Source organism: Luteibacter sp. UNC138MFCol5.1, assembly GCF_900110505.1.
GTDB lineage: Bacteria > Pseudomonadota > Gammaproteobacteria > Xanthomonadales > Rhodanobacteraceae > Luteibacter.
Map to the genome: position 1 here is coordinate 340,303 of NZ_FODZ01000005.1, position 26,347 is coordinate 366,649.

The 26,347-nt window shown below is 65.9% G+C and carries 14 protein-coding genes and 2 rRNA genes; 6 read left to right on the forward strand and 10 right to left on the reverse strand.

From position 1 onward, the window contains the following. Window positions 1-27: 27 nt before the first annotated feature. Together BMY69_RS15755 and BMY69_RS15760 are read left to right on the forward strand one after the other, a co-directional pair. Window positions 28-2,358 carry a Tex family protein gene (locus tag BMY69_RS15755; RefSeq protein ID WP_090179974.1) on the forward strand — a complete coding sequence of 777 codons (2,331 nt, stop codon included), beginning with the start codon at window positions 28-30 and terminating at the stop codon, window positions 2,356-2,358. Window positions 2,359-2,559: 201 nt separating this feature from the next. Beyond that, entirely contained in the window at window positions 2,560-4,356 is a 1,797-nt protein-coding gene (locus BMY69_RS15760; protein ID WP_090179977.1) for an autotransporter outer membrane beta-barrel domain-containing protein, read from the forward strand. A gap of 200 nt (window positions 4,357-4,556) precedes the next feature. Here BMY69_RS15760 and BMY69_RS15765 read toward each other — a convergent pair whose 3' ends face one another. Further along, entirely contained in the window at window positions 4,557-5,423 is an 867-nt protein-coding gene (locus BMY69_RS15765; RefSeq protein WP_090057797.1) for a DUF1481 domain-containing protein, read from the reverse strand. 357 nt (window positions 5,424-5,780) lie between these two features. Here BMY69_RS15765 and BMY69_RS15770 point away from each other — a divergent pair, with 357 nt between their 5' ends. After that, a complete protein-coding gene (locus BMY69_RS15770) occupies window positions 5,781-6,158 on the forward strand; it encodes a hypothetical protein (RefSeq protein ID WP_090179980.1) in 378 nt (125 codons plus the stop codon). Window positions 6,159-6,305: 147 nt separating this feature from the next. Here the strand turns inward: BMY69_RS15770 and BMY69_RS15775 are convergent, their stop codons facing one another. The 3 genes from BMY69_RS15775 to BMY69_RS15785 form a co-directional block, all read right to left on the reverse strand. Next, complete coding sequence (locus BMY69_RS15775) at window positions 6,306-9,350, reverse strand: TonB-dependent receptor (RefSeq protein WP_090179983.1); 3,045 nt, start codon at window positions 9,348-9,350, stop codon at window positions 6,306-6,308. Between the two features lie 508 nt (window positions 9,351-9,858). Then, window positions 9,859-12,888, reverse strand: a complete 3,030-nt coding sequence (locus BMY69_RS15780) for a TonB-dependent receptor (RefSeq protein ID WP_090179985.1) — start codon at window positions 12,886-12,888, stop codon at window positions 9,859-9,861. A gap of 485 nt (window positions 12,889-13,373) precedes the next feature. After that, window positions 13,374-16,451, reverse strand: coding sequence for a TonB-dependent receptor (locus BMY69_RS15785; RefSeq protein WP_090179988.1), 3,078 nt, complete (start codon window positions 16,449-16,451; stop codon window positions 13,374-13,376). A 552-nt stretch (window positions 16,452-17,003) separates the two neighbouring features. Here BMY69_RS15785 and BMY69_RS15790 point away from each other — a divergent pair. Beyond that, the gene (locus tag BMY69_RS15790) at window positions 17,004-17,597 is read left to right on the forward strand and encodes a helix-turn-helix domain-containing protein (protein WP_255364583.1); all 594 of its coding nucleotides are present in this window, start codon (window positions 17,004-17,006) and stop codon (window positions 17,595-17,597) included. 48 nt (window positions 17,598-17,645) lie between these two features. Here BMY69_RS15790 and glyS read toward each other — a convergent pair whose 3' ends face one another. Both glyS and glyQ read right to left on the reverse strand, forming a co-directional pair. Next, on the reverse strand, window positions 17,646-19,790 hold the full coding sequence (gene glyS / locus BMY69_RS15795; RefSeq protein WP_090179990.1) for a glycine--tRNA ligase subunit beta: 2,145 nt from the start codon (window positions 19,788-19,790) through the stop codon (window positions 17,646-17,648). Further along, a complete protein-coding gene (gene glyQ, locus BMY69_RS15800; protein ID WP_090057809.1) occupies window positions 19,780-20,694 on the reverse strand; it encodes a glycine--tRNA ligase subunit alpha in 915 nt (304 codons plus the stop codon). Before glyQ ends, glyS begins: the two co-directional genes overlap by 11 nt. 66 nt (window positions 20,695-20,760) lie before the next feature. Here glyQ and BMY69_RS15805 point away from each other — a divergent pair, with 66 nt between their 5' ends. After that, complete coding sequence (locus tag BMY69_RS15805) at window positions 20,761-22,575, forward strand: type IV pilus assembly ATPase TfpB (RefSeq protein WP_090179993.1); 1,815 nt, start codon at window positions 20,761-20,763, stop codon at window positions 22,573-22,575. Next, window positions 22,572-23,309: a glutamine amidotransferase gene (locus BMY69_RS15810; RefSeq protein WP_090179995.1), complete on the forward strand. Its 738-nt coding sequence runs from the start codon at window positions 22,572-22,574 to the stop codon at window positions 23,307-23,309. The genes BMY69_RS15805 and BMY69_RS15810 overlap by 4 nt, the downstream gene beginning before the upstream one ends. Here BMY69_RS15810 and BMY69_RS15815 read toward each other — a convergent pair. The 4 genes from BMY69_RS15815 to BMY69_RS15830 all read right to left on the reverse strand — a co-directional run. Continuing rightward, a complete protein-coding gene (locus tag BMY69_RS15815) occupies window positions 23,298-23,981 on the reverse strand; it encodes a rhomboid family intramembrane serine protease (protein ID WP_090057817.1) in 684 nt (227 codons plus the stop codon). The genes BMY69_RS15810 and BMY69_RS15815 overlap by 12 nt on opposite strands. A gap of 2 nt (window positions 23,982-23,983) precedes the next feature. After that, window positions 23,984-25,588 (reverse strand): ExeA family protein, encoded by a 1,605-nt coding sequence (locus BMY69_RS15820; RefSeq protein ID WP_090179998.1) that lies wholly within the window; start codon window positions 25,586-25,588, stop codon window positions 23,984-23,986. Window positions 25,589-26,000: 412 nt separating this feature from the next. Further along, window positions 26,001-26,115 (reverse strand): 5S ribosomal RNA (gene rrf, locus BMY69_RS15825). Between the two features lie 114 nt (window positions 26,116-26,229). Continuing rightward, a 23S ribosomal RNA gene (locus BMY69_RS15830) occupies window positions 26,230-26,347 on the reverse strand; the annotation flags it as partial.

Here is a 26,347-nt window from a genome sequence, read left to right on the forward strand (position 1 = left end):
GCCGGCCGAGCAACGCACAGGAACGACATGCAGAGCATCGAACAACGTATTGCCCAGGACATCGCCGCGAAGACCGAACAGGTGCGCGCGGCGGTGGAGCTTCTCGACGGCGGCGCCACCGTGCCGTTCATCGCGCGCTACCGCAAGGAAGTCACCGGCGGTCTCGACGACACGCAGCTTCGCCTGCTGGAAGAACGCCTGCGCTACCTGCGCGAACTCGAAGACCGTCGCGCCGCGATCCTCGACAGCATCGTCGAGCAGGGCAAGATGACCGATGCGCTGCGCGCCGACATCCTCACCGCCGACACCAAGGCGCGCCTGGAAGACCTCTACCTGCCGTACAAGCCCAAGCGCCGCACCAAGGCGCAGATCGCGCGCGAAGCCGGCCTGGAACCGCTCGCGCTGGGTCTACGCGACGATCCGACGCTCGAGCCCGAGGCCTTCGCCGCCGGTTTCGTCGACGCGGAGAAGGGCGTCGCCGATACGCGCGCCGCGCTGGACGGCGCGCGCGCGATCCTGATGGAGACCATCGCCGAGGACGCCGCGCTCGTGGGCGAGCTGCGCGACTGGCTGTGGGAGAAGGGACAGATCCGCGCGACGGTCGTCGCGGGCAAGGAGAACGAAGGCGCGAAGTTCCGCGACTACTTCGACCACGCGGAGCCGGTGGCGAAGATTCCGTCGCATCGCCTGCTCGCGCTGATGCGCGCGCGCAACGAAGGCGTGCTCGAGATCGACCTCAACCCCGGCCTCGATCCCGAACAGGGCCACGCCGAGGGCGAGGGCCGCGTCGCGGCGCGCGCGGGCATCCATGATCGCGGCCGCGCCGCCGATGCCTGGCTGCGCGAGACCGTGCGCCTCACGTGGCGCGTCAAGCTGCACCTGCACCTCACGCTCGATCTGTTCGGCCGCGTGCGCGAAGGCGCGGAGGACGAAGCGATCCGCGTGTTCGGCGAGAACCTGAAGGACCTGCTGCTCGCCGCGCCCGCCGGCACCAAGACGGTCATGGGCCTCGACCCGGGCATCCGCACCGGCTGCAAGCTCGCGATCGTCGACGCCACCGGCAAGCTGCTCGCCTACGACACGATCTACCCGCACGAGCCGCGCAACCAGTGGGACCAGTCCATCGCGCGCCTCGCGCAGCTGTCGAAGCAGCACGGCGTCAATCTCGTCGCGATCGGCAACGGCACCGCCTCGCGCGAGACCGACAAGCTCGTCGGTGAAGTGATCCGCAAGCATCCGGACCTCCAGCTGTCGAAGGTCGTCGTCAGCGAAGCGGGCGCATCGGTGTATTCAGCCTCCGAACTGGCGTCGAAGGAATTCCCCGAACTCGACGTGTCGATCCGCGGCGCCGTGTCCATCGCGCGACGCCTGCAGGATCCGCTCGCCGAGCTGGTGAAGATCGAGCCCAAGGCGATCGGCGTGGGCCAGTACCAGCACGACGTCAACCAGGTGAAGCTCGCTCGCGCGCTCGACGCGCGCGTCGAGGACTGCGTGAACGCGGTCGGCGTCGACGTCAACACGGCGTCCGCCCCGCTGCTCGCGCGCGTCGCCGGCCTGTCGTCGAGCGTGGCGGAGAACGTCGTGAAGCATCGCGACGCGAACGGCCCCTTCCCCAGCCGCAAGGACCTGCTCAAGGTGCCGCGCCTCGGTGACAAGGCGTTCGAACAGTGCGCGGGCTTCCTGCGCATCCGCGACGGCAGCAACCCGCTCGATGCCAGCTCGGTGCATCCCGAGGCCTACCCCGTCGTCGAACGCATCCTCAAGCAGTGCGGCCGCGAGGTGAAGCAGGTCATCGGCGACACCGCGTTCCTGCGTTCCCTCAAGCCCGAGGACTTCACCGACGAGACGTTCGGCGTGCCGACCGTGCGCGACATCCTCAAGGAACTGGAAAAGCCCGGCCGCGATCCGCGCCCCGAGTTCGTCGCGCCGAGCTTCGCCGAAGGCGTCGAGGATCTGAAGGACCTGACCGTGGGCATGGTGCTGGAAGGCCGCGTGACCAACGTCGCCGCCTTCGGCGCGTTCGTCGACATCGGCGTGCACCAGGACGGGCTCGTGCACGTCTCCGCGCTCTCGCACACGTTCGTCAAGGATCCGCGCGACGCGGTGAAGGCGGGCGACATCGTCAAGGTGAAGGTCATGGAGGTCGACCTGCCGCGCAAGCGCATCGCCCTCAGCATGCGCCTCGACGACGTCCCCGGCGAAGCCCGCACGGGTCGCCCGGCACAGCGCGACGACGCCCCCGGCGGCAACCGTCGCGGAGGCGGCCAGGGCGGTCGCGGTCCGCAGCCGCCCAAGGCGACGCCGGCACCCGCCAACAGCGCCTTCGCTGACGCGTTCTCGCGCGCCCTGAAGAAATAAGCGGATCCGGCCATCGGGGGCGAGCAGCCCCCGATTTTCCTCAGGGGACAGACACGGCGGCGACGCAGTCCGCCAAGGCCGGCAGGCCGCCATGACGCTATCCGACACCGCAGAGCCCGACCTGCGGCGGCGCAGCATGCGCTGCCGTATGGCTTTCCATTACCGTAACGATTCTCTAACGCCCCACACGGAGTGAAACACATGCGTATTCGCCACCTCGCCGGTGCCATCGGTGCCGCCCTTCTCTTCAGTGCCGGGGCGCACGCCGACGGATACCAGCAGATCGTCTCGTTCGGCGACAGCCTGAGCGACAACGGCAACGTCGCGATCCTTTCCGGCTCGCCGGTCGTCTCGCGCTTCACCACGAATCCCGGCACCGTCGCCGTGGAGAACATCGCGAAGCACTTCAACCTGACGCTGACCCCGTCGCTCGCTGGCGGCACCGACTACGCCTTCGGCGGCGCCCGTGCGGCGATCGCCAACCCGGTGCCGGCGACCTCCACGCAGGTCCAGCAGTATCTGGCCGCCAACGGTGGCAAGGCGAACCCGAACGCGCTGTACACGATGTGGATCGGCGCCAACGACCTGCTCGCCGCCGCCGGCAACCCGGCCACGGCGCAGACCGTCGTCGCCACCGCGGCGACGAACGAGGTGGGCCAGATCAAGGCGCTGCAGGCCGCCGGCGCGAAGACGATCGTCGTGTTCAATCTGCCCGATGTCGGCAAGACCCCGGCGGCTCGCTCGCAGGGCGCCGCCGCGTCGGCGGGCATCACGCAGCTGGCGCAGGTGTACAACGGCGTCCTGTCGGGTGGCCTCGCGCAGGCGAACAAGGGCATCGTGCCGATCGACACGTACGGCCTGCTCAACGAAGTGATCGCGAGCCCCAGCACGTACGGCTTCACCAACGTGACCGTCCCGGCGTGCACGACGGCCAGCTCGATCACCTGCTCGCCGGCCACGCTGCGCGATCCGAACGCGGCCGCGACCTACCTGTTCGCCGACGGCATCCATCCGACCAACGCGGCGCACGCGCTGCTCGGCCAGTACGCGATCGCCGTGATCACGGCGCCCCAGCAGATCTCGCTGCTCGGCGAAGCCGGCCTGGCGTCGAACGCCGCGCACGTGCGCACGCTGCGCAACCAGATGATGGCCGACAACTTCGGCGCCGAGTCGCGCGTGTTCGCGGCGGTCGATTACGGCCAGCAGAAGTTCAAGACCACCGACACCTCGCCCAAGACCGACAGCGACAACGTCAACCTGACGATCGGCGCCGACGCGCGCGTCAACGACAACGTCTCCGTGGGCGTCGCGATGGGCATCGCCCAGTCGAAGGCGGACTTCCAGGGCGGCGGCGGCTACAAGATGCAGGACATCGCCGGCTCGGGCTACGCGTTCTACCATGCGGGCGGCGGCTACGTCGGCAGCTACGTCAGCTTCGGCCAGCTGAGCTTCACCGACATCGATCGCCGCATCGACCTCGGCGCCGCTCGCCGCACCGAGACCGGCAAGACCGACGGCTCGCACGTCGGTGCGGGCCTCACGGGTGGCTGGTGGTTCGGCAGCGACACGCTGAAGACCGGCCCGTACGTGTCGGTCGAGTGGGAGCAGCTGCGCGTGTTCGGCTACACGGAGCGCAGCAACGCCAGCACGGCGATGCGTTTCGACAAGCAGACCCGCAATGCCCGCATCGAGACCGCCGGCTGGCGCCTGCAGGGTGCATGGCAGTCGGGCAACACGACGCTGCATCCGTTCGTCGAAGTCGCCTACAACCACGACGGCCGCGCCGACGATCGCTTCGTCACCGCCGGCCTGGTCAACATGGCGGGCCGTTTCAGCATCCAGGGCTTCACCCCGGACAAGACCTGGGCGACCGCCGACGTGGGCGTCACGGCCGACTTCAACCAGACCTGGAGCGGCTGGGTCAGCTACACGGGCCGCTTCGCCGACGACACGCAGCGCTACAACGGCCTGAACCTCGGGCTGAAGATGGCGTTCTGATCCAACGCGCTTCGCACGATGAAAAACGCCGGCCATGTGCCGGCGTTTTTCGTTGCGCCGCTACCGGAGGGTAGGAGCGGATCGCATCCGCGATGGGTGCTTGCGGCGAGATTGCCCGCTGCCGCGGGATCGCCGATACGATCGGCTCCCACAAAAAAAGCCGGCACTTGGCCGGCTTTTTCTTGCACCGCGAATGGCGCTTACTTCTTGCCGCCGGCCTTCGAGTACATCGCCTCGGCCTGCTTGCGCAGGTTGTTGGCGTCGTCGTCGGAGAGCGTGTCGACCTTGCCGCCCGCTTCGTTCTGCTTCAGCACGAGTTCGCCGGCATCGTTCCAGCCCGCGCGCTCGATCGAGTTCGGCTTCGCGTCCTTGCTGGACTTCTTCTCCTGCACGATCACCCAGGCCTTGCCGTCCTTGTAGGCGTAGTTGGTCGAGGTGAAGCCCTTGTCGCCGTAGTCGACGAGTTCGATCACGAACACGACGTCGTTGCCCTTCTTGAAGATCTGCCAGCCGCGCGATTCGCCTTCCTTCAGCGCGGTGCCCTGGGTGACCTTCATGCCGCCGATGTTCTTCTTGACGCTATTGAAGCCCGCCAGTTCCTTCTCGCCCGGGGTGGCTTCACCGACGAGCTGGATGTTGGCGACGTTCTTCGCGCCCTTGGTGAGGACCGGGGTCTTCAGCGGCGAGGAGTAGTGGCGCTCGCCGTCCTGCAGCGAGGCCTCGAGGATGTACATGTCGTTCGGGTTGAGGTCCGACGGGTTGAAGTCCAGCTGGAACTGCTGCGGAATCGTGACCGGCGCGAACGTCTTGGTGGCGAGCGGCTGCGAGCCTTCGGCCGAGACGTCGAGGAGCTTGAGCTCCAGCTTGGCGTCCGGGCTGAGCTGTGCGCCCGCGTCGCGCAGCGTCACCGTGCCGGTGACGGCATTGGCCGGCGCGGCCGGGGCGGCATCGCCGCCGCTGGTGCTGGCGGACGCGGCCGTGGACTGGCCGTTGTTGTCGGAGCCGCTGCAGCCGGCGAGGGCCGCCAGTGCGGCCACGGATGCGAGCGACAAGATAATCCTGCGCATGGTCGAACCTCGTTAAGGAGCGGAACGGTCGTGGGTCACGGAAGATACGCCGGCGCATGGCCGCAAGGACTTCCGGGGGGAACCTTGGAGCATACCGGCAAATGCGCCGCTGTAAAAGTCAAGTGACGGACCGGACAGACCTCGCGTTTCGCGAACGGGTCGGCAAGCTTCCGCTCAGGTTTGCCGAAAACCGCTAAACGTTTGAAGCGTCGGCCAATTCGGCCGGAAACCGTGCGCCCGTCCACACAAACCTGCCATGTAAGGTTTCTCCGACAGACACAGGCGGTGGTGTGGTCTAGTTTCGAGGGGCATCCTGCACTGATGCAGGCGGCAATCCCTCACGAATGGAATAGTGAAATGATGAAACGCGTCTATGTCTCCCTGTTGGCACTCGCGATGTCCGGCTCTGCCGCCGCGGCGATCGAACAGGCACGCTCGACGAAATTCTTCGATGAATCCGGTGCTCTCGTCGGCCAGCAGCTCGCGCTCTGCAGCAACTTCCAGGGGTCGTATGGAAATATCCACACGGCCTATCACATGACGGAAGTGTCGAACTGCATCGGGCGTGACCAACATCCGGCGTCGATCGTTCCGGGCACGCATATAACGGCCTACACCTTGCCTGGCGGGCTTACCATCCAGCAGGTATGCACCTATGCGCAATGTGCTCCTGCCAGCCAGACGGAACTCGAGGCCTACTGGAACATTGCGGATTACGGTCCCTACAACCAGTAAAGCCTGTTCGTCCGCTGGCTAGTCGCCGGCGTGGCGGGCCGACGTCGCTCCGGTCGCGACCAAAAAAAACGCCGCCCTTTCGGGCGGCGTTTTTTTGTTGCCGATACCACGCCATGGAGCGTGGCACCGACTTACGACTCACCAGGATCAGAAGTCGTAGCTGACACCGAAGCGCGCATAACGCGGGGTGGTCTGGAACAGCGCCGTGCGGTAGTTCGGATCCACTGCGGTCGTCGTGCCCGCCTGCGGGTACGTGGCGAGACGCTCGCGCTGGTTGAGGGCGTTGAACACCGTGATGTTGAACGCGAGCTTCTTGTCGGCCCACATCGGACGGTACTCGGCGCTCAGGTCGAGCAGGAACGTCCAGGGGTTGTGACCCGCGGCACCCGGAGGCGACGGCTGACCGTAGCAGAAGTGGTAGTACGAGCCGTAACCGGTCGGGTCGGACTCATCCGCACCGAACTGACCCAGGCAGGACTTCGGCGAACCCGAAGCGGCCGTCAGGTTACCCGAGAGCATGAACTCCTCGGTCAGCTGGTACGAGCCGTAGGCCTTGAACACGTGCTTGCGGCTGTTCGACAGCTCGCCGCCCGAGTAGACCTGCAGCGCCGGGAAGTCCCAGTCGACCGTGGCCGACACGTCGGTCTGGCCGATATCCGAACGGACCTGGCCTTCCGAGTTGCCGTAGCTCTTCGAGTACAGGTAGTCCAGCTTGCCGTACCACTTACCGTCGAACGGATGCTCGAGGTACAGCTCGAGGCCGTAGTAGTTACGCTTCAGGTGCGGGAAGCCGAAGTCGGCGTTCGTCACGTGCGCGGTGTAGTAACCACCGTTGAGGTTCGGCACGAGGAAGTCCGAAGCGCGACCCGGGTTGAACAGGTAGCTACCCTGGATCTGGCCGACCGTCGAGGTGTCGATGCCCTGGCGCTCGAGCGCGGCGAGGATCGCATCCGAATCGCCAACGTCGTCGATCGCGTTCTTCAGCTTGCGAACGGTCGCCTTCGCACCGTACACCCACTTGTCGCCGAGGGTCTTGTCGAAGCCGAGGATGAACTCGTCCTGGTACTCCGACTTCAGACCACGCGAGGCAGCCGTCTTCGGATCGCGCAGGATGCCGTACTCGCGGTTCGACGAGATCGGGCCGCCCGTGGCGGTCTCGATCGGCGTGAGGCCGGTCGGGATGCCATTCGCGTCGATACCCGTGTAGTTGAAGTACTCGCGGGTGTACAGCGAGGCACCGGCCGAGCGCAGGGCGACCGACGCCGGCATGGCCAGGTAGTAGCGGCCAGCGTTGGCGTAGATCTTCAGGCTCGAATCGCCGTTAACGTCCCAGGTCGCACCGAGGCGCGGCGCCCACTGCGGGCTGGTCAGGCGCAGGTACGGCTGCGAGACACCGTTGTAGTTGGTGAACTGGTCGTTACGCAGACCGACCTTCACCAGCCAGCGATCGCTGACCTGCCAGGAGTCTTCGATGTACTGGGCGCGCTGCTTCACGCGAACCGAGGCGCGCGCGTCGTAGACGTAGCGATCGACGTAGTAGCCGTCGCCGCCCGGCGGCGCCACGTAGGTCGAGCCACCCGGAACGCCGGCGATCGGCTTGTCCGGATCGTTCGTGCGGTATTCCCAGGCGTAACCCGGACCCGACGTGCCCTGACCGTCGTTGCTGTCGCGGACGTCCTGGTTGTCGATACCGGCCGTGATCGTGTGATCGCCGATGTGGTAGCTCAGGTCGACGCGAAGATTGGTGTTCGTCGACTTGTGCTGCGGATCATAAACGCGCGTGCTGGGGTTCGCGTTGTTGATGGGCGAGCCACCGTTCAACGACGGATCCTGCAGCGTCGGGTTGATGATGTGCGGCAGATCGGTCTGCGGGATCTGGCTGTAGTAGGTGCCCTTCATCTTGCCGTAAAGGGCCGTCAGCGTCAGGTCGTCGGTGATGTAGCTCGTGAACTTCGCGGTGTACAGCGACGCACCGGTCTTGTTCAGCGGGTTACCCGAAGTGTCCTTGCCGATGTAGTCGCCGCGCGTCAGGTTCGAGTAGTCGAAGTCGTAGACGCTCGCGCTGTAGTTCTGCTTGTTCGACGCACCCGTGACTTCGAGGATGTTGCTGTCGTTGATGTTCCAGTCCAGCTTTCCGTAGAACTTCGGATTGCGGTACGAACGATCGTAGTAAGCCGGGCTGTCCTGCGACGTGACGCGATCCTGGTCGACGCGCTCCTGCTCCGCCGCAAGGAAGATGTACAGCGTGTCCTTGATCAGCGGACCACCCGCGTAGGCCGACTCGACCGTGCGCATCTGGGTGTCTTTCTTGTTGTAGTTGTAGATCTCACCGGCGGAAGTGTTGTCGCCGTTGATGATGTAGTGATCGTTCACCGGCTTCGAACGGGTGCCACGCGGCTCCCACAGGACCTGCGCACCGAAGTGCCAGTCGTTCGTGCCGCGCTTGCCGACCTGGCTGATGACACCGCCGGCCGAACGGCCATAAGCCGCGCCGTAGCCGCCGGCCAGCACTTCCTGCTGGTCGATCGCGCCATACGGCAGCGTGATGCCGCCGAAACCGCTGAGCGGATCGGTCGTGTTGAAGCCGTTGATGTAGTACGCGTTCTCGGTGACCGAGCCGCCACCGATCGACACCAGCGCGTTGCCGGTGGGACCGCTGAAGTAGCCGCTACCCGCCACGGCGCCCGGCGCCAGCAGCGCGATGGCTTCGGCGGTGCGCGCCAGCGGCAGCTTGGCGAGCTGCTCGGACGTGATGACGGTGCGCGAATCGACGGTGGACACGTCGACCGGGGGCAGGCTGTTGGCGGTGACCGTCACCGAATCCAGCGACTGCGCGTCGCCGGCGGTAGCCGGGGTCGTGCCGAACGAGACGTCCGAGCCCTTGCCGACGGTCAGGCCGACGTTCTTGCGGCTGTCGACGACGGCGCCGCCACGCTTGAGCGTGACGTCATAGCTGCCGACCGGCAGGTTGTTGATCTGGTAGCGACCCTGCGCGTCGACCGGCACTTCACGGTTGATACCCGTGGAGCCGCTGATCTGCACGGTGTCGCCCGGCTGGGCGCCCGAACCGAAAATGTTACCGGTGGTCGACTGGGCGAGGACGACGCCCGTACCACCAAGACCAACCGCGAGGGCCAGGGCCAGCGCGGAGTGACGCAGGACGGATGCCTGCCGGATGCTGCGAGAACTCATGCAAATCTCCCCAGATCGGCCCGAACCGGGCCCAAAAAAACAAGCAAAACCGACCGAGGCCGGAAAAAAAGTGGCTTCCTCGGTTCGCGTGTTCTTGGGGGACCAACCGGCGACGGACTCCTCCCAGAGCCGCGGCACCACCCTTCAGGAAACGCTCCCGACAAGCCTTGGACTTCGCTGAACGCCAGCCTTTCAAGTGGTGCAGGAAAGGGGAACTCAGCATCGTCGACGCCGAACATAGGCGTACGCCGACCACCGTGTCAACAAATTATTTACACGGGATCGGCGTTTTTTCTAACGCCATATCGGCTCCAGAGGCGGGAGCAATTCCCTGAATATCAGGGATTTTTACTTAGAATTGAAACAGTTCCGTCAAAAAAGCGCCCTCGTCCGCAGGGGCGAGGGCGATCTGGGGAGGCATGGATGCCTTTGCCGGCGGGAGGCCTCCCTTCCCCGCCGCCGACCTTTCTTCTTGTAGCTGCTTACCTACGTTCTGCGAGCTTCCCGATCAGAAGTCGTACGTGATGCCGACGCGGGCATAACGCGGAGTCGTCTGATACAGCGGGATGCCGTAGCGCGGGTTGATGGAATCGGAGGCACCGTGGATCGGGTAAACCTGCGTCTCCTTGCGCTGGTTGAAGATGTTGAACACCGTCACGTTGAAACCGAGCTTGCTGTCGGCCCACGTCGGGCGGTATTCGATCGAGCCCGTCGCGATGTACGTCCAAGGATTGTGACCCGCCTTGCCCGGGGGCGACGGCTGGCCGTCGCACCAGTGGTAGTACGAGCCATAACCGAGGTTCGGATTCGTTTCATCCGGACCGTAGAAGCCAAGGCAGCTCTTCGGCGCGCCGGACGAGATCAGGACGTTCGCCGAGGCGAGCCATTCCGGAGCGATCTGGTACGAGCCGTAGATCTTGAACTGGTGCTTGCGCGTGTTGGCCAGTTCGCCGTTGGCGTACTGCATGACTTCGGCGTAATCCCAGTCGACCGTCGCGGAGACCGTGTCCTGACGGATGTCCGAACGAACCTGGCCTTCCGAGTTGCCGTAGCTCTTCGAGTAGACGTAGTCGAAGCGGACCTGGTACTTGCCGTCCCACGCGTGATCGAGGTACAGCTCGAGGCCGTAGTAATTACGCTTGCTGTGCGGGAACCCGAAGTCCTCGTTGTTCATGTCGACGCTGTAGTAGCCGCCGTTGGTGTTCGGGACGAGGAACGTGTTGGCGCGCCCCGGATTGAACAGGTAGCTGCCCTGGATGTCGCCGATGGTGTCGGGGTCGATACCCTGACGGATCATCTTCGCTTCGATGGCGCCGGCGTCGCCGACGTCGTCGATCGCGTTGCGCAGCTTGCGCACGGTCGCCTTCGCGCCGTAGGTCCACTTGTCGGTCAACGCCGCGTCGAAGCCGAGGATGAACTCATCCTGGTACTGCGACTTGATGTTGGTACCGGCGGCGGTCTTCGGGTCGCGCGGGATGCCGTACTCGCGGTTGGCCGAGATCGGGCCGCCCGTGCTGCTGAAGATCGGAGTCAGGCCCGTCGGGATGCCGTTCGCGTCGATGCCCGTGTAGTTGAAGTATTCACGGGTGTAGAGCGACGCACCGGCGGAACGCAGGGCGACGGACGCCGGCAGCGCGAGGAAGTAACGGCCGGCGTTGGCGTAGATCTTCAGGCTCGAGTCGCCGTTGACGTCCCAGGTGGCGCCGAGGCGCGGCGCCCACTGCGGCGTGGTCAGGCGGAGGTACGGCTCGCCGTTCTGGTTGTAGTTCGTGAACTGGTCGTTACGCAGACCCAGCTTCACCAACCAGCGGTCGTCGACCTGCCAAGAGTCTTCGATGTACTGGGCGCGCTGCGTCGTGCGCACCGAGGCGGCGGTGCTGTAGACGTAACGGGCCACGTAGTAGCCGCGGCCACCCGGCGGTGCGACATAAGCCGCGTCGGTCGGGTTGCGACCGATGATCGGCGTGCCCGGCGTGCCCTTGGTGTATTCCCAGGCATAACCCGGGCCCGAGGTGGTGATGCCGTCGTTCTTGTCGAGCACCTTCTGGTTATCGATACCGGCGGTGATCGTGTGATCGCCGGCGCGATAGCTCAGGTCGATGCGCAGGTTGGTGTTGGTCGACTTGTGGCGCGGATCGGCGACCTGCGCGGACGGGTTCTCGTTGCTGATGGCGCCGCCGCCGGTCAGCAGGGGATCCTGCTGCGTGGCCTGGAGGATCGCCGGCAGCGTCGAATTCGACGTCGCGGTGTAGTACGTGCCCTTCATCTTGCCGTAGAGGGCGGTCAGCGTCAGGTCATCGGTGATGTAGCTCGTGAACTTGGCGCTGTAGACGTCCGCACCGGACTTGTTCTGCGGTGCGCCAGCCGTGTCCTTGCCAACATAATCGCCGCGGGTGTGCGTGGCGTAGTCGAAATCGTAGATCGAAGCGTCGTAGTTCTGCTTGTTCGACGCACCGGTCAATTCAAGGATGTTGCTGTCGTTGATGTTCCAGTCGATCTTCGCGTAGTACTTCGGATTGCGGTAGTTCTGCTTGTAGACGAACGGTGCCGCGACGCTGGTGGTGACGTCACCCTGGCGACGCTCCTGCTCGGCGGCGAGGAAGACGTAGAGGGTGTCCTTGATCAGCGGACCGCCCGCGTAGGCGGAATACGTGGTACGCCAGAACTTGTCGTCCTTGTTGTCATCGTAGACCTGACCCGCGAGCGGGCCGTACTTGCGGTAGTAGTTGTTCGGGCTGGCCTTCGCGCCCTTCGGCTCCCACAGCACCTGGCCACCGAAGTGCCATTCGTTCGTGCCGCGCTTACCGACCTGGCTGATGACGCCGCCCGACGAACGGCCGTACGCCGCGCCGTAGCCGCCGGCCAGCACTTCCTGCTGGTCGATCGCGCCGTACGGCAGCGTGATGCCGCCGAAGCCGCTGAGCGGATCGGTCGTGTTGAAGCCGTTGATGTAGTACGCGTTCTCGGTGACCGCGCTACCCGCGATCGAAACGAGCGGGTTGCCGGTCGGGCCGACGAAGAACGAGCTACCCGCCACGGCGCCCGGCGCGAGCAGCGCGATGGCTTCGGCGGTGCGCGCCAGCGGCAGCTTGGCGAGCTGCTCGGACGTGATGACGGTGCGCGAATCGACGGTGGACACGTCGATCGACGGCAGCGCGTTGGCCGAGACGGTCACGCCTTCGAGATTCGAGGTGTCGGCGGCCGTGGTGGCGCCAGCGAAATTCACGGTGGTACCGGCGCCGACGACAATGCCGACGTTGTCACGCGAGTCGACCACGGCACCGCCGCGGCTGACCGAAACCTTGTAGGTACCCGTCTGCAGGTTGTCGACCGTGTACTTGCCCGACGGATCGACCGTGGTCGAGCGGGTCACGCCGGTGTTGCTCGTCACGGTGACGGTGTCGCCCGACTGGGCCTGACCGGTGATGCGGCCGACCGTGGACTGCGCGAAGACCGCGCCCGACATGGTGACGAGGCCGATGGCCATGGCCAGAGCAGTCCGGCGCCCCAGCGCGGATCGATATTGACGCGAACTCATGTTGCTTCTCCCCGAGAAAAATACCGCATCGCCAAACGGGCGATTTCCGGCAAGCCGAACCCGCCCCGGCCTGCGCCAGGTTTGCTTACGGTTCGGTACTGAAAAGGTCCCTCAAAACAACGGTATCCGTGAAAGGATCCCGCCCCCGAAATGCCACGGGTGACGTGGCCTGCATCACATATACGAAAGCGGTCACATATTCGCAATACGCATTTTTCACGGAAACTTTACTTGTCGACGCAGCTATTTGCGTGACAGCATCGCTGCGCCGCGCGTGAATCGTGGTTCGTCACAAACACTTACGCATGCAACAAGTTTCGGGAACGCCGACGAGAGCGAATTCGGCCTAGGAATCATTCCTAGAAAAAAAGCCCCCGACCGGGCGGCCGAGGGCGATCTGGGGAGAGCTTTTTTGTCGCCCGCGGGGTGGAACACCACCCCGGGACTCTTCTTGTTTTACGAACTTTCGTGTCTTGCTTGCCCGATCAGAAGTCGTAGCGGGCGGTGAAGCGGACGGTACGCGGATCCGTGAAGTTCAGCTTGCGGTCGTACAGCGGGCTGACCGTGGAGCGCGACGAGGCGTAGCGCGGATAGAACGCGGTCGGCGTCTGCTTGTTGAGGACGTTGAGCACGTCGATCTGGAAGGTCAGGTTCTTGTCCAGCCAGCTCGGCGTGTAGGCCGCGTTGAGATTGACGATGTACGTCCACGGCGTGCTGCCGTGCGAACCGCGCGGCGAACGCTCGTAGCCCGCCGTGCCCGGGAGACCGCACCAGTAGTAGAACGCGCCGTTGTACAAGCCCGCATCCGGGGTCGGATAGAAGCTCGTGCAGTTCTTCGGACGGCCCGACGCGATGTTCACGTTGGCGCCGAAACGCAGGTCGTCGGTCATCTGGTAGTAGCCGAAGGCCTTGATCTGGTGCGTGCGATTGTTCGGCAGCTTGCCGTTCGCGCCCACCATCAGCTGCGGGAGATCCCAGTCCTGCGTGACCGAAACGTCGGCCTGGCCACCGTTACCGGTGTCGAGATCCGAGGCCAGCTGACCTTCCGTGTTGCCGTAGCTACGCGACCAGGTGTAGTCGATGCGGCCGTACCACTTGTTGGCGAACGGATGCTCGAGGTACAGATCGACGGCGTAGTACTTGCGCTTCAGATCCGGGAGCTGCAGCTCTTCCTTCGTGTAATGGCGCGCGACGAACGTACCGTCGTCCTGCTGCTGCAGGAACGTGTTGCCGGTGCCGGGGTTGAACAGGAAGCACGAGCCACCGAGGGCGGGGGTGCAGGTATCGTCGATCGCGCTGCGCAGCTGGCGCCACGTCAGCTTGGCGCCCCAGTTCAGGCTCGGCGTGATCGCCTGGTCGAGACCGGCGATGTACTCGTCCTGGTAATGCGACTTGAGGCCCTTCGCCGCGACCGTGCGCGGATCCGGTGCGACGCCGCACTCGAGGTTGGCCGACACGGCGTTGGTGCCGCCGCAGGTGTAGCCCACCGACTGGTCCACCGCCACCGGAACGAGCCCGGTCGGCGCACCGGTGCGCGGATCGACGCCCGTGTAGGTGAAGTACTCGGACGTGCCGAGCGAACCCGAAGCGGCGCGCACAGCGACGTTGTTGGGCATCGCCAGGTGGTAACGACCGGCGTTGGCGTAGAGCTTCAGGGTGGAGTCGCCGTAGACGTCCCACGACACACCGAGGCGCGGCGCGAGCTGGTGGCGCTGCTTCGCGTAGACCTGGTTGGCGCCGTTGTAGTTCTTGAACTGTTCGTTACGCAGGCCGGCGTAGATCAGCCAGCGATCGGTCAGCTGCCAGTGGTCTTCGAGGTACTGCGATTCCTGAACCGTCTTCACCTTGGCGACGGCGGTCTGGAAGTTGCGATTGACGTAGTAACCCTGGGTGCCCAGGCCGCCCGCCGAGGCAGGCGAGCCGACGCCGTGGCCTTCGTCGATCGGATCGTCCGGATCGTTCTGGACGTTGTAGTTCCAGCTGTAGCCGCCCGGGAGGGCCGTGCCGGTGAACGACTTCGCTTCCTGGTGATCGGCACCGAAGCGGATGTCGTGATCGCCGAGGCGGTACTCGAGGTCGACGCGCCAGCCGTTGGTCTTGTCGTTCGAGCCCGGGACGCGGACCAGCGTCGAGGTGCTCTGGCAGCTACCGTAGGCGATGCCCGGCGCATTCGCGTTGTTCGCGACGGTGACCAGCGGGCATTCCGGGTTGTAGTTGTACGGCGTCTGGACGTGATTGACCTTCTGCGTGCCGTACAGGGCCGACACCGTGAAGTTGTCGGTGATGTAGCCGGTGTACTTGCCGATGTACAGGTCGCCGCCGTCCTTCGTGTACACACCGCCGTTCTGCGTCGTGCCGTGCGTCTGCGTGGCGTAGTTGAACGCGTACGTTTCCGAGGTGTACTCGGACTTGTCCGAAACGCCGGTCAGTTCGATGTGGTGGTCGTCGGTGATGTTCCAGTCGATCTTCGCCAACCAGCGCGGGATCTTGTACCGGTATTCGTTCCAGCCGTTGGTGCGGCCAGCGACCGAGGTGATCGCGCCCGCGGTCGGGTTCGAAGCGATGCCCGCACCCTCGCGACGATTCATTTCGGCGTCGACGTAGAAGAACAGCTTGTCCTTGATCAGCGGGCCGCTGACATAGGCACCCACCGTCGAGCGCCAGAACTCGTTGCCCGCGAAGTACTGGTAGAGCGTCTTGTCGGTAGCCGGATAGAAGCCGGTATCGCCATAGTTCGCGTTACGCGGCTTGGCGCGCGTGCCGGTCGGCTCCCAGATCGTGTAGACGCCGCCGTGCCACTCGTTGGTACCACGCTTGGTCACGATGTTGATGACGCCGCCGGTGGAGCGGCCGAATTCGGCGCCGTATCCGCCGAGGAGCACCTGCTGCTGGTCGATCGCGTCGAACGGCAGCTGGGTCAGGCCGATCGAGGTCAGCGGGTTGGTGACCGCGTAGCCGTTGATGAAGTACGCGTTCTCGGACGACGCCGAACCGCCGAAGCTGGGCACCGGGTTACCGAGCGCATCCTTGTAGCTGTTGTTGCCGATGACGCCCGGCGCCAGCAGCGCGGCGGCGAGCACGTCGCGCGTGATCGGCAGCTTGTTGAGCTGCTCGGCCGTGAGCACCGTGCGCGTATCGACCGACGACACGTCGATCGACGGCATGGCCGTGGCGCTGACGGACACGCCCTCGAGCGTGCTGGCTTCGGTGGCCGACGCCGGCGAACCGAAGGAAACTTCCGAGCCCTGCGAGATCGTCACCGCGACGTCGTCGCGCGTGCTGACGACCGTGCCGTTGTTCTCCAGGGTTACCTTGTAGGTACCCGGCTGGAGCGAGCTGAAGCGATAGCGACCGTTCGCATCGACCGGAATCGAACGCGAGAAACCCGTCTGCGGATTCGTCACGGTGACGGTCGTGCCCTGCTGCGGATTGGCCTGGCCGAAGATCGAACCGGTCACGTTCGACTGGGCAAGCGCGCCGCCCGAGATGGCGCCCATGCTGATGGCGAGGGCCAGTGCGGTGCGGCGACCGAAGGTCGTCGCCCGATGGTTACGCGAGTTCATCAATACCTCTCCCCTAGAAAAAGTCACGAATCGCAACAAAATGCGATGCCATTTATGGCAAGCCGATCCCGTCCTGGCAGAGCCAGGATTTGCGTGAACGGTCTTTGCGTTTTCCCCTTGCAATGCGCCGTCCCGGCAGGACGGACGCACCCCTCACACCGCGATCGTGCGCGGATGCGTTCACATATACGTAAGGTTTAGCGGTTCGGCAACCACAAATTTCACGCCTGGATAACCTGTTTTCGCAATGACTTACACGACAGGTTCGGCGGATACGCAAAATTGTGCGGCATGGCAGGCACTTACGCGGTCGCCAACCATGACCTTTGGCATAGGTGCGAATCTGGCCTAGGAAACATTCCTAATGGAATCAGCCGTAAAGATGCCGCGATCGAATGAATTTCGAGCCTCATCGCAAGCGACGCACCGCAAGTTTGCGAAACTTCTCAAGCGAAAGGCTTTCGAAGGGAAATTCCTGTACACCGAAGCCGTGGGTCGCGCGTTGTGCGCGAGACGCCGGGGGGCGATTTCCGAATGACGAGGTTCCATCGCATGAATGACAACTCACGGGGCTCCATCCTGGCCGACGCCGCCAGCGGCGGCATGGACGTCCGGCCCCACGATGGCTCCGCCCAGCCTTCATCGTTCGCGACCCGCGTACGGGCGGTGATCAAGATGTCCGGCAGCGTCAGCGAGATCGCCCGCCGCTGCGGGTTCTCGGAGGGCGTGGTCCGTAGCTGGCGCGACGGCAACACCGACCCGTCGCGCGGCCGTTGCGTCACGATGGCCAAGACCCTGGGCCTGTCGCTGGTCTGGCTGGCCGCCGGCGAGGGACCGATGATCCTCGACGGTTCGAGCGAAGATGTCGCGCGTACCGATACGTCCGAATCGCGTGAGCGCAGCGGCGGCCCGGCGCAGGCCGGCACGCTCGACGCGTCGCGCCTCGCGGCCGCGATGAAGCTGCTGCAGTCCGACATCGAGATGGCGGGAAGCCGGTTCTCGCCCGTCCGGCATGCGGACCTCGTGGCGGAGATGTATGCGATCCTCGGCCGTTCGGGCGACGCCGACTACGCGGACCGCATCGTCGCGTTCCGGCGCACGGTCGTCGGCCGCGTGCAGAGCGAGCCGGGCGCGGCGGCGGCCTGAAGGTTTCCGCGAAGCCGCGGTGCCGGGACAACCGGCACCGCTCGCCTCTCAAAGCCGCGAGATATCCGCGATAGCGCCGAAGCTGGCCTTCAGCTGCGCCAGCAGCGCCAGGCGGTTCGCACGCACCGCCGGGTTCTCCGCGTTGACCAGCACGTCGTCGAAGAAGCGATCCACGGGCGCCTGTAGCGCCGCGAGGCGGGCGAGCGTGCCGGTATAGTCGCGCGCGGCCAGCAGGCCCCGCGTTTCCGCACGGGCGGCATCCAGCGCGGCATGCAGTTCGCGCTCGGCATCGACTTCGAAGTGCGCCGGATCGACCGTGCCGGGAATGGCGGGCGCGCCGGCTTCCTCGGCCTGCTTGCGCAGGATGTTGGCGACGCGCTTGTTCGCGGCCGCGAGGCTCGCCGCCTCCGGGCGGCGAGCGAACTCGCCCACGGCGCGAAGCCGCTGGTCGAAGTCGGGCAGCGTGGCGGGCGCCACGGCCAGCACCGATTCGAACTGATCGGGCGAGAAGCCCTGATCGGCGTAATAGCCACGCAGGCGCTCGAGCACGAAGCCGTGCACCTCGTCGCCGAGTTCGCGGCGGCGGGCGCCGATGTCGACGGGCGGCGCCTTGCCGTCCTTGCCCGGCTTCACGCCGGCCACGAGGGCGGCCTCCGGCACGAGATCGAAAGCCTCGGTGAGTGCGGCGCGCAGGTCGATGTCGATGCCGCCCTCGATCAGCGTACGGGCCAGGCCGAGCGCGGCGCGGCGCAGCGCGAAGGGGTCCTTGTTGCCGCTGGGCTTCAGGCCCACGGCGAAGATGCCCGCCAGCGTGTCGAGGCGTTCGGCCACGGCCAGCACCTGGCCGACCTTGCCCGCGGCGATCGCGTCGCCACCGAAGCGCGGCTGGTAGAAGCTGTCGAGGGCGTCGGCGACCTCGGTCGCGATGCCCTGGCGCGTCGCGTAGTAGCGACCCATCACGCCCTGCAGCTCCGGGAATTCACCGACCATGCGGGTGAGCAGGTCGCACTTCGCGAGCGCGGCGGCGTGGGTGGCCTGCCCGGCGTCGACACCGACGCGGTTGGCGACCACGCGCGCGAGCTCGGCGACGCGAACGGTCTTGTCCCACAGGCTGCCGAGCGACTGCTGGTAGGTGACCGTCTTCAGGCCCTCCTGCAGATCGGCCAGCGGCGTCTTGAGATCGGCGTCCCAGAAGAACTTCGCGTCGGCGAAACGCGGACGGATCACGCGCTCGTAGCCTTTGCGGATCTCCGCCGGGTCGCGGCTCTCGATGTTGGCCACACCGATGAAATGTTCCGTCAGGCGGCCATCGGCATCGAACACGGGCACGAACTTCTGGTTCGTTTCCATCGTGGTCACGAGCGCCTCCGGCGGCACGTCGAGGAACTCGCGCTCGAAGGTGCAGGCGATGGCGACGGGCCACTCGGTGAGGTTGGCGATTTCATCGAGCAGCGCTTCCGACAGCCGCGGCACGCCGCCAGTGGCCACGCGGGCCACCTCGTCGCGCACGCGCCGGCGCCGCTCCGCCGGATCGGCGATGACGTGCGCGCCACGCAGCGCGTCGAGCCAGCTGTCGGCATCGGCGACATGCACCGGCTGCGGATGGTGGAAGCGGTGGCCGTTGCTGATCCGGCCGCTCTTCAGGCCGAGGATCTCGCCCTCGACGATGTCGGCACCGTGGAGCATCAGGAGCGTGTGCACCGGACGCACGAAGGTGTCGTCGCGGTCGCCCCAGCGCATGGCCTTCGGGATCGGCAGGGCCTTGAGGGACTCGGTGACGATCTCGGGCAGCAACGCGGCGGTCGGCTGCCCCGCCTTCACGGCGCGGTACACGAACCACGCGCCCTTGTCGGTTTCCAGCGTCTCGAGCGCCGCGACGTCGACCCCGCAGGATTGCGCGAAGCCCACGAGCGCCTTGCCCGGCTCACCGTCGGGACCGACGCTGGCGGCGACGGCGGGGCCGCGACGCTCGACCGTCTGTTCGGGCTGCGCGGTCGCGACGTCGGGAATGTGCACGGCGAGGCGACGCGGAGAGGCATACGCCTTCGCCGCCGCGAAATCGCCAGCCACGCCGCGCTTTTCCAGCCCTTCCACGACGCCGCGCGCGAACGCGGCGGCGAGATCGTCGAGCGCCTTCGGCGGCAGTTCTTCGGTGCCGAGCTCGATGACGAGCGGCAGTCGCTTATCGGCCATGGACGGCCTCCTTGTCTTTCTTCAGGCCGGGGAACCCGAGTTTCTCGCGCTGGGCGACGTAGGCCTCCGCGACGCTACGCGCCAGGGTGCGCACGCGCAGGATGAAGCGCTGGCGCTCCGTCACGCTGATGGCGCGGCGCGCGTCGAGCAGGTTGAACGCATGGCTGGCCTTGCAGACCTGCTCGTAAGCGGGAAGCGGCAGGCCCGCGCCGATGAGCTTCACGGCCTCGCCTTCGCACACGTCGAACCAGTGGAAGAGCTCCGGAACGTTGGCGTATTCGAAGTTGTAGGTGCTCTGCTCCACCTCGTTCTGGTGGAACACGTCGCCATAGGTCACCACGCCGTGGGGCGCGTGCGTCCAGACGATGTCGTAGATGCTGTCGACGTTCTGCAGGTACATCACGAGGCGTTCGAGGCCGTACGTGATCTCGCCCGTGACGGGCCGGCATTCCAGGCCGCCGGCCTGCTGGAAATAGGTGAACTGGGTCACCTCCATCCCGTTGAGCCAGACCTCCCAGCCGAGACCCCAGGCGCCGAGCGTCGGCGATTCCCAGTTGTCTTCCACGAAGCGCAGGTCGTGCACCAGCGGATCGATGCCGAGCGCCTTCAGGGAGCCGATGTAGCGCTCCAGGATGTCGTCAGGATTCGGCTTCAGCACCACCTGGTACTGGTAGTAGTGCTGCAGGCGGTTCGGGTTGTCGCCGTAGCGGCCGTCGGTCGGGCGGCGGCAGGGCTGCACGTAGGCGGCGGCCCAGGGTTCCGGTCCGAGAGCGCGCAGGAAGGTTGCCGGGTGGAACGTGCCCGCGCCGACCTCGGTGTCGAGGGGCTGCACCAGCACGCAGCCCTGCTCCGCCCAGTAGCGGTTCAGGGTCTGGATCACGTCTTGGAAAGTGGGCGCGGACATGGTTCCCGGGTCCTTTGGAAAGCGGGCTAGTATAGCGGCGTGGGATTCACACGGGGTCGGACGTCAATGGCAGTCAATCCGCAGAACGGCGCGCTACTGGGCCGCCGCGGCAGGTTGGAACTGGACGAGGTGCTTGCCTCGCTGGTGGTCGACGGATACCTCACGGGCGAGGACGCCAAGCGCGTCCGCCTGGGTTCGCGCAGCGGGAAATCGGCGATCGAGCTGCATCCCCTCGTGCTCATCGCCAACGGCAAGGTGGAGAACGGACGCGATCCGGGCCGGCCGCTCAGCCTCGAGACCCTCGTGGAGTGGCTCGCCGGCAAGGCCGGCCTGCCGTACCTGAAGATCGACCCGATGAAGGTGAACGTCGCGCAGGCGACCCAGGCCGTCAGCAGCGCATACGCGCAGCGGCACCGCATCCTGCCCGTGGCGGCGTCGCCCTCCGAGGTCACCTTCGCCACCGCGGAGCCCTTCGACACCGGCTGGGCGAACGACCTCGCCCACATGCTCCGCCGCGACGTCCGCCGCGTCGTCTCGAATCCGATCGACATCAATCGCTACCTGCTCGAGTTCTACGGGGTGCAGCGATCGATCCAGCTCGCGCAGGACGCGAAGGGTAACGAACCTTCGAAGATCATCAACTTCGAACAGCTCGTCGAACTGGGCAAGACCGGCGAAGTCGGCGCGGACGATCGCCATGTCGTCCACATCGTCGACTGGTTGCTGCAGTACGCGTTCGAACAGCGCGCGTCGGACATCCACCTCGAACCCCGCCGCGACGCCGGACAGATGCGCTTCCGCATCGACGGCGTGATGCAGAAGGTGTTCGAACTGCCGCCGCCGGTGATGGCGGCGGTCACGGCGCGCGTGAAGATCCTCGCGCGCATGGACGTCGCCGAGAAGCGCCGGCCGCAGGATGGCCGCATCAAGACGCGTTCGGCCGGCGGGCGTGAGGTCGAGCTGCGTATCTCCACGATGCCGACGGCGTTCGGGGAGAAGGTCGTGATGCGAATCTTCGATCCCGATCTCGTGATGAAGGACTTCGCCCAGCTCGGCTTCTCGCCCGACGAGGATGCGATCTGGCGCGGCATGGTCGAGCGGCCGCACGGCATCGTGCTGGTCACCGGGCCGACAGGCTCCGGCAAGACGACCACGCTGTACTCCACGCTGAAGCACCTGGCGCGGCCGGAACTCAACGTCTGCACCGTGGAAGACCCCATCGAGATGGTGTCCCCGGACCTCAACCAGATGCAGGTGCAGCCGGCGATCGACCTCGACTTCGCCGCGGGCGTCCGCACGCTTCTGCGCCAGGACCCGGACATCATCATGATCGGCGAGATCCGCGATCTCGAGACCGCGCAGATGGCGGTCCAGGCGTCGCTCACCGGTCACCTCGTGCTGTCGACGCTGCACACCAACGATTCGCCGAGCGCGGTCACCCGCCTGCTCGACCTGGGCGTGCCGCATTACCTCATCCAGTCGACGCTGACCGGCGTGGTGGCCCAGCGCCTGGTGCGCACGCTGTGTCCGCACTGCAAGACGGTGGCGACGCAGGACCCGGAGGCATGGCGGGTGCTCACACATGGGTGGGACGTGCCGGTACCCGACCGCGTGTACGAGGCCGTCGGATGCCTCGAGTGTCGCAAAACCGGCTTCCTCGGCCGCACGGGCGTGTACGAGATGATGCCGATGTCGGGACGTTTGCGTGCGCTGATCGCCGCGGACCTCGACCTCGGACGCTTTGGTGCCGCCGCCCTGAAGGAAGGCATGAAGCCGCTGCGGATATCGGCGGCGATGCAGGTCGCGGCCGGACTGACCACCGTGCGCGAAGTCCTCAACGTGCTCCCGCCCACCGAGATCGAAGAAAACAGTACGTCATGAAGCCCGTCCTCATCGTTCGCACCGGTCGCGCACCCGACGTCATCGCGGGACGCCATGGTGATTTTCCCCGCTGGTTCCGGCTCGGCCTCCGCCTTCGCGACGTTCATCTGCGCGTGGTGGATGTGCAGCACGGCGACTCCCTCCCCGATCCGGACGAATGCGCCGGCGCGGTGATCACGGGGTCGGCCTCGATGGTCACGGAAAAACTTCCCTGGAGCGAGCGCACCGCGGGATGGATACGCGATGCGATGGACGTCGACTTGCCGATGCTGGGCGTCTGCTACGGCCACCAGCTGATGTCGCACGCCCTCGGTGGCCGCGTCGACTACCTGAGCGGCGGCCGCGAGATGGGTACGGTGACACTGACGACACAGGATGCCGCCAGCTCGGATGTGCTGGGTGCCGGCCTGCCGGCGACGTTCGGTGCCCACGCGACGCACGAGCAGAGCGTGCTGGAACTGCCTCCCGGCGCACGCACCCTCGCCGGATCGGATCGCGATCCCAACCATCTCGTGCGCTACGGGACGCACGCGCTGAGCACGCAGTTCCATCCGGAGTTTTCCGCGGAAGTGATGCGCGCGTACATCCGCCGAAAGCACGACGCGTTGCGGGACGAAGGCCAATGCCCCGACCGCTTGCTCGCGAGCGTCGCGCCGACGCCGGTCGCGACGAGCCTTCTTCGCTTCTTCGTGCGCGAGCACCTCCTCGCGCGGCGCGAGACGTCAGCCGCGTAGCCGCCGGGCGATCGCCCCGCGCGAGAACAACGCGAAGACGATGCCGAAGACGAAGCCGCCGATGTGGGTCCACCAGACGACGGCGCCATAGCTGGCTCCCGCGTAGCTGAAGAGCAACTGCACCAGCGCCCAGATGCCGATGAGCACGAAGGCGGGGACGCGCACGAACTCGAGATACAACCCGAGCGGCAACACGAGACCGAGGCGGGTGCGCGGGAACAGGGTCACGTAGGCTCCGACCACCGCCGATACCGCGCCACTGCAACCGATGATCGCGACCCGCGCGCCGGTCAGGGAAATCGCACCGATCAGGTTGCCCACCACGCCGCCAAGCAGGAACAGGAGCAGGAAGCGCGGCGAGCCAAGGCTACGCTCGGCCGGGAGGCTGAAGATGACGAGGAAGAGCAGGTTGCTGAGCAGGTGCAGCCAGCCGGCATGGATGAATGTCGCCGTGAAGAGCCGCAGCAATGCCGGGTCGCTGATCTGCTCCCACAGCGGCAGGCCCGTGCCGAACAGATGGGCGGGGACCGTACCCCACCGGAGCATGAACGCCGTTCGCTCGTCGCGACTGCTCAGTGCGAGCGCGACGAAGCTGACCACGCAGACGATCACCACGAGTATCGTCGCCCAGCACAACCGCGAGCGCCGGCGCGTGTCGACGTGAACGAACATGCTCAGGGCACGCCGCGTGCGAGGTGTGGTCCGTTCGTGTCGAGGGACGACAACGCGAACATGGTTTCCGGCCCGATCACGCCATCGGCGGCGATGCCGAAACGGCGCTGCAGCGTCAGCACGCGCGTTTCCACGGAACGGTCGAACGTCGTCGGCGATGTGCCGGATGCCGCCGCCGGGTCCGGAGGCAAACGCTCGAGTGCCCATGCCAGCCCGTCGCCACTGCTGCCGCGCGACAGCTTGCCGGGCATGTCGGGATCCACCCGGAAAACGGCGTAGAAGCGGCCGTTCCAGACCTGTTCGAAGGCCTCACGCGTCAGTTCGACGTACTTCCCGCCGAGGTAAAGCCGGACCGCCTCGTCGCCCGCGCCTACCAGCAACACTTGTTGCTTCGCGTTGGCGTCGTCGAGCTCCAGCACGATCGGCCGGTCGAATCGCCGAAGCTGGTCGAGCGAGCCCCGACCACTGACGCATGCGAAGCCCGGGAAGATCACGGCGTCGCAGTTGATGGCGTTGGCGACGGACGTCTCTTTGGACGACACCTGCCAGCGGGCGAGGAGCTCACCCCAGACACGGACTTTGCCGACGTCGGGCAAGGGGAGCGCATCGTGGAACTTCGCGAGTGCCTGCTCGGGCGTGGCGGTCACGAGACTCTTCGGCCGCGAAGGACTGTGGCCCGTGAAGAACCAGGTCGCCGCGCCGCCGATGACGATGATCGCGACCAGCACGGCGGCCGCCAGCAACGCCTTGCGATAGCGCCGGATCCAGTAGAGCGCGTGCTCGGGCAACGCTTCGCGCACGACGAACCCCAGCGCGCGCTCGCCGATCGATTGTTCGCCCCGCTCGGCCGCTCGCTCGAGGGCGCGCTGAGCCAGGGTATTCAGACGACGGGGATTACCTCTGCCGTCGTCGCGCAGGCTACGCAGCCCGAGGCGGCTGAAGGGCATCTGCGTCGTGCCAGCGACATGCAGGCGGTGCCGGACGTAGCGCTCGCTTTCCTCATCGGTCAGGGGCGGCAGGCTCAGACGACGCTGGATGTGCGCCGAAATCGTGGGCGCCCCGTCCGTGGACAAGCGCTCCAGCAGGGTCGACTCGCCTGCGAGGACCACATGAAACGGAGCGCCCGCTTTCTCGCTCGCCTTGAGAATCCGCTCGACCAGGGACAGATCGTCGTCGCCAAGTACTTCGGCGTCGTCGAGAATCCAGAGGTAACGGTGATTGACGTGGTGCGACAGGCGCGCCAGACCCGCGGCGAGCCCGTCGACGAGATGCTCGCGCGTGTTGGCATCGGCGCTCAGGGGCAGCGGGAGCCCGAAACCGGCGTACAGCGAACGGAGCCAGGCGACGGTCTCGAGCGCATAGTCGCCGGCGCCATGACGCACGGCGCGGACACCGTGATTCGGCGCATCGGCTTCAATCAGCAGGCACGACAGCGTCTTACCCACGCCAGCATCGCCGGTGATCAGCGTGACACTGGAGGTTCCCGCACCCACCTCGTATTCCACGTGCGCCAGGATCTCCCGCTCACGTGCGAACAGGCACGCGAAGCGCGGATCCGGTGCGTCGCCGAACGGCGGCTCGCGAAGTCCGAATGTCTGTAGATACATGGGCCTACTGTAGCGGATTCGCTGGGAAAGATCGGCACGGTAGCGCCGTGGGCGCGGCGTTGAGGACGATGGCTGTCGCGATACCCGTGACCGCAGGACCTGCGGCGTGCGGCGAGGAGCGGTCGCGGCCAGGTCCGCTCCTACACAAGCGCGCGACACGGCGGCCTGTGGGAGCGCACCTGGGCGCGACGGCTCGTCGCGAGGCGACGCAGGACCTGCGGCGTTCGGCGAGAAGCGGTCGCGGCCGGGTCCGCTCCCACAGCGCAAAAGAAAAAACCCGGCCTCATTGAGACCGGGTTTTTGGGATAAAGCCCCTGGCGGTGACCTGTTGCAGTGCGTGCCCTCCGGGCACGACAGCAACAGCGGAAAAGACGAAGGCCTCCCCGATCGGGGAGGCCTTCTTGGATAAAGCCCCTGGCGGTGACCTACTCTTGCATGGCTTGAGCCACACTACCATCGGCGCATGCGCGTTTCACTTCTGAGTTCGGGATGGGATCAGGTGGTACCACGCCGCTATGGCCGCCAGGGAAGGGGTGGGAGCAGCGCAGGTGCGCCGGCTCCACAGAGGGATGTAAACGAGTGACAAGCGTCCGGGAACGACCGGAGGATTGTATTAAGACGGTGAAGCGTCTTGGGGTTATATGGTCAAGCCTCACGGCTCATTAGTACGCGTAAGCTCAATGCATTGCTGCACTTCCACACCGCGCCTATCAACCACCTAGTCTTGATGGTGCCTTAAGGAGAGTCAAGCTCTCGGGA

What these genes read in the sequence shown, in the direction of transcription:
- BMY69_RS15760 (WP_090179977.1), top strand. Translation starts at nt 2,560, where the DNA reads ATGCGTATTCGCCACCTCGCCGGTGCCATCGGTGCCGCCCTTCTCTTC.
- BMY69_RS15790 (WP_255364583.1), top strand. Translation starts at nt 17,004, where the DNA reads ATGAATGACAACTCACGGGGCTCCATCCTGGCCGACGCCGCCAGCGGC.
- BMY69_RS15785 (WP_090179988.1), bottom strand. Translation starts at nt 16,451, where the DNA reads ATGAACTCGCGTAACCATCGGGCGACGACCTTCGGTCGCCGCACCGCA.
- BMY69_RS15805 (WP_090179993.1), top strand. Translation starts at nt 20,761, where the DNA reads ATGGCAGTCAATCCGCAGAACGGCGCGCTACTGGGCCGCCGCGGCAGG.
- BMY69_RS15755 (WP_090179974.1), top strand. Translation starts at nt 28, where the DNA reads ATGCAGAGCATCGAACAACGTATTGCCCAGGACATCGCCGCGAAGACC.
- glyQ (WP_090057809.1), bottom strand. Translation starts at nt 20,694, where the DNA reads ATGTCCGCGCCCACTTTCCAAGACGTGATCCAGACCCTGAACCGCTAC.
- BMY69_RS15810 (WP_090179995.1), top strand. Translation starts at nt 22,572, where the DNA reads ATGAAGCCCGTCCTCATCGTTCGCACCGGTCGCGCACCCGACGTCATC.
- BMY69_RS15770 (WP_090179980.1), top strand. Translation starts at nt 5,781, where the DNA reads ATGATGAAACGCGTCTATGTCTCCCTGTTGGCACTCGCGATGTCCGGC.
- BMY69_RS15775 (WP_090179983.1), bottom strand. Translation starts at nt 9,350, where the DNA reads ATGAGTTCTCGCAGCATCCGGCAGGCATCCGTCCTGCGTCACTCCGCG.
- BMY69_RS15820 (WP_090179998.1), bottom strand. Translation starts at nt 25,588, where the DNA reads ATGTATCTACAGACATTCGGACTTCGCGAGCCGCCGTTCGGCGACGCA.
- glyS (WP_090179990.1), bottom strand. Translation starts at nt 19,790, where the DNA reads ATGGCCGATAAGCGACTGCCGCTCGTCATCGAGCTCGGCACCGAAGAA.
- BMY69_RS15815 (WP_090057817.1), bottom strand. Translation starts at nt 23,981, where the DNA reads ATGTTCGTTCACGTCGACACGCGCCGGCGCTCGCGGTTGTGCTGGGCG.
- BMY69_RS15780 (WP_090179985.1), bottom strand. Translation starts at nt 12,888, where the DNA reads ATGAGTTCGCGTCAATATCGATCCGCGCTGGGGCGCCGGACTGCTCTG.
- BMY69_RS15765 (WP_090057797.1), bottom strand. Translation starts at nt 5,423, where the DNA reads ATGCGCAGGATTATCTTGTCGCTCGCATCCGTGGCCGCACTGGCGGCC.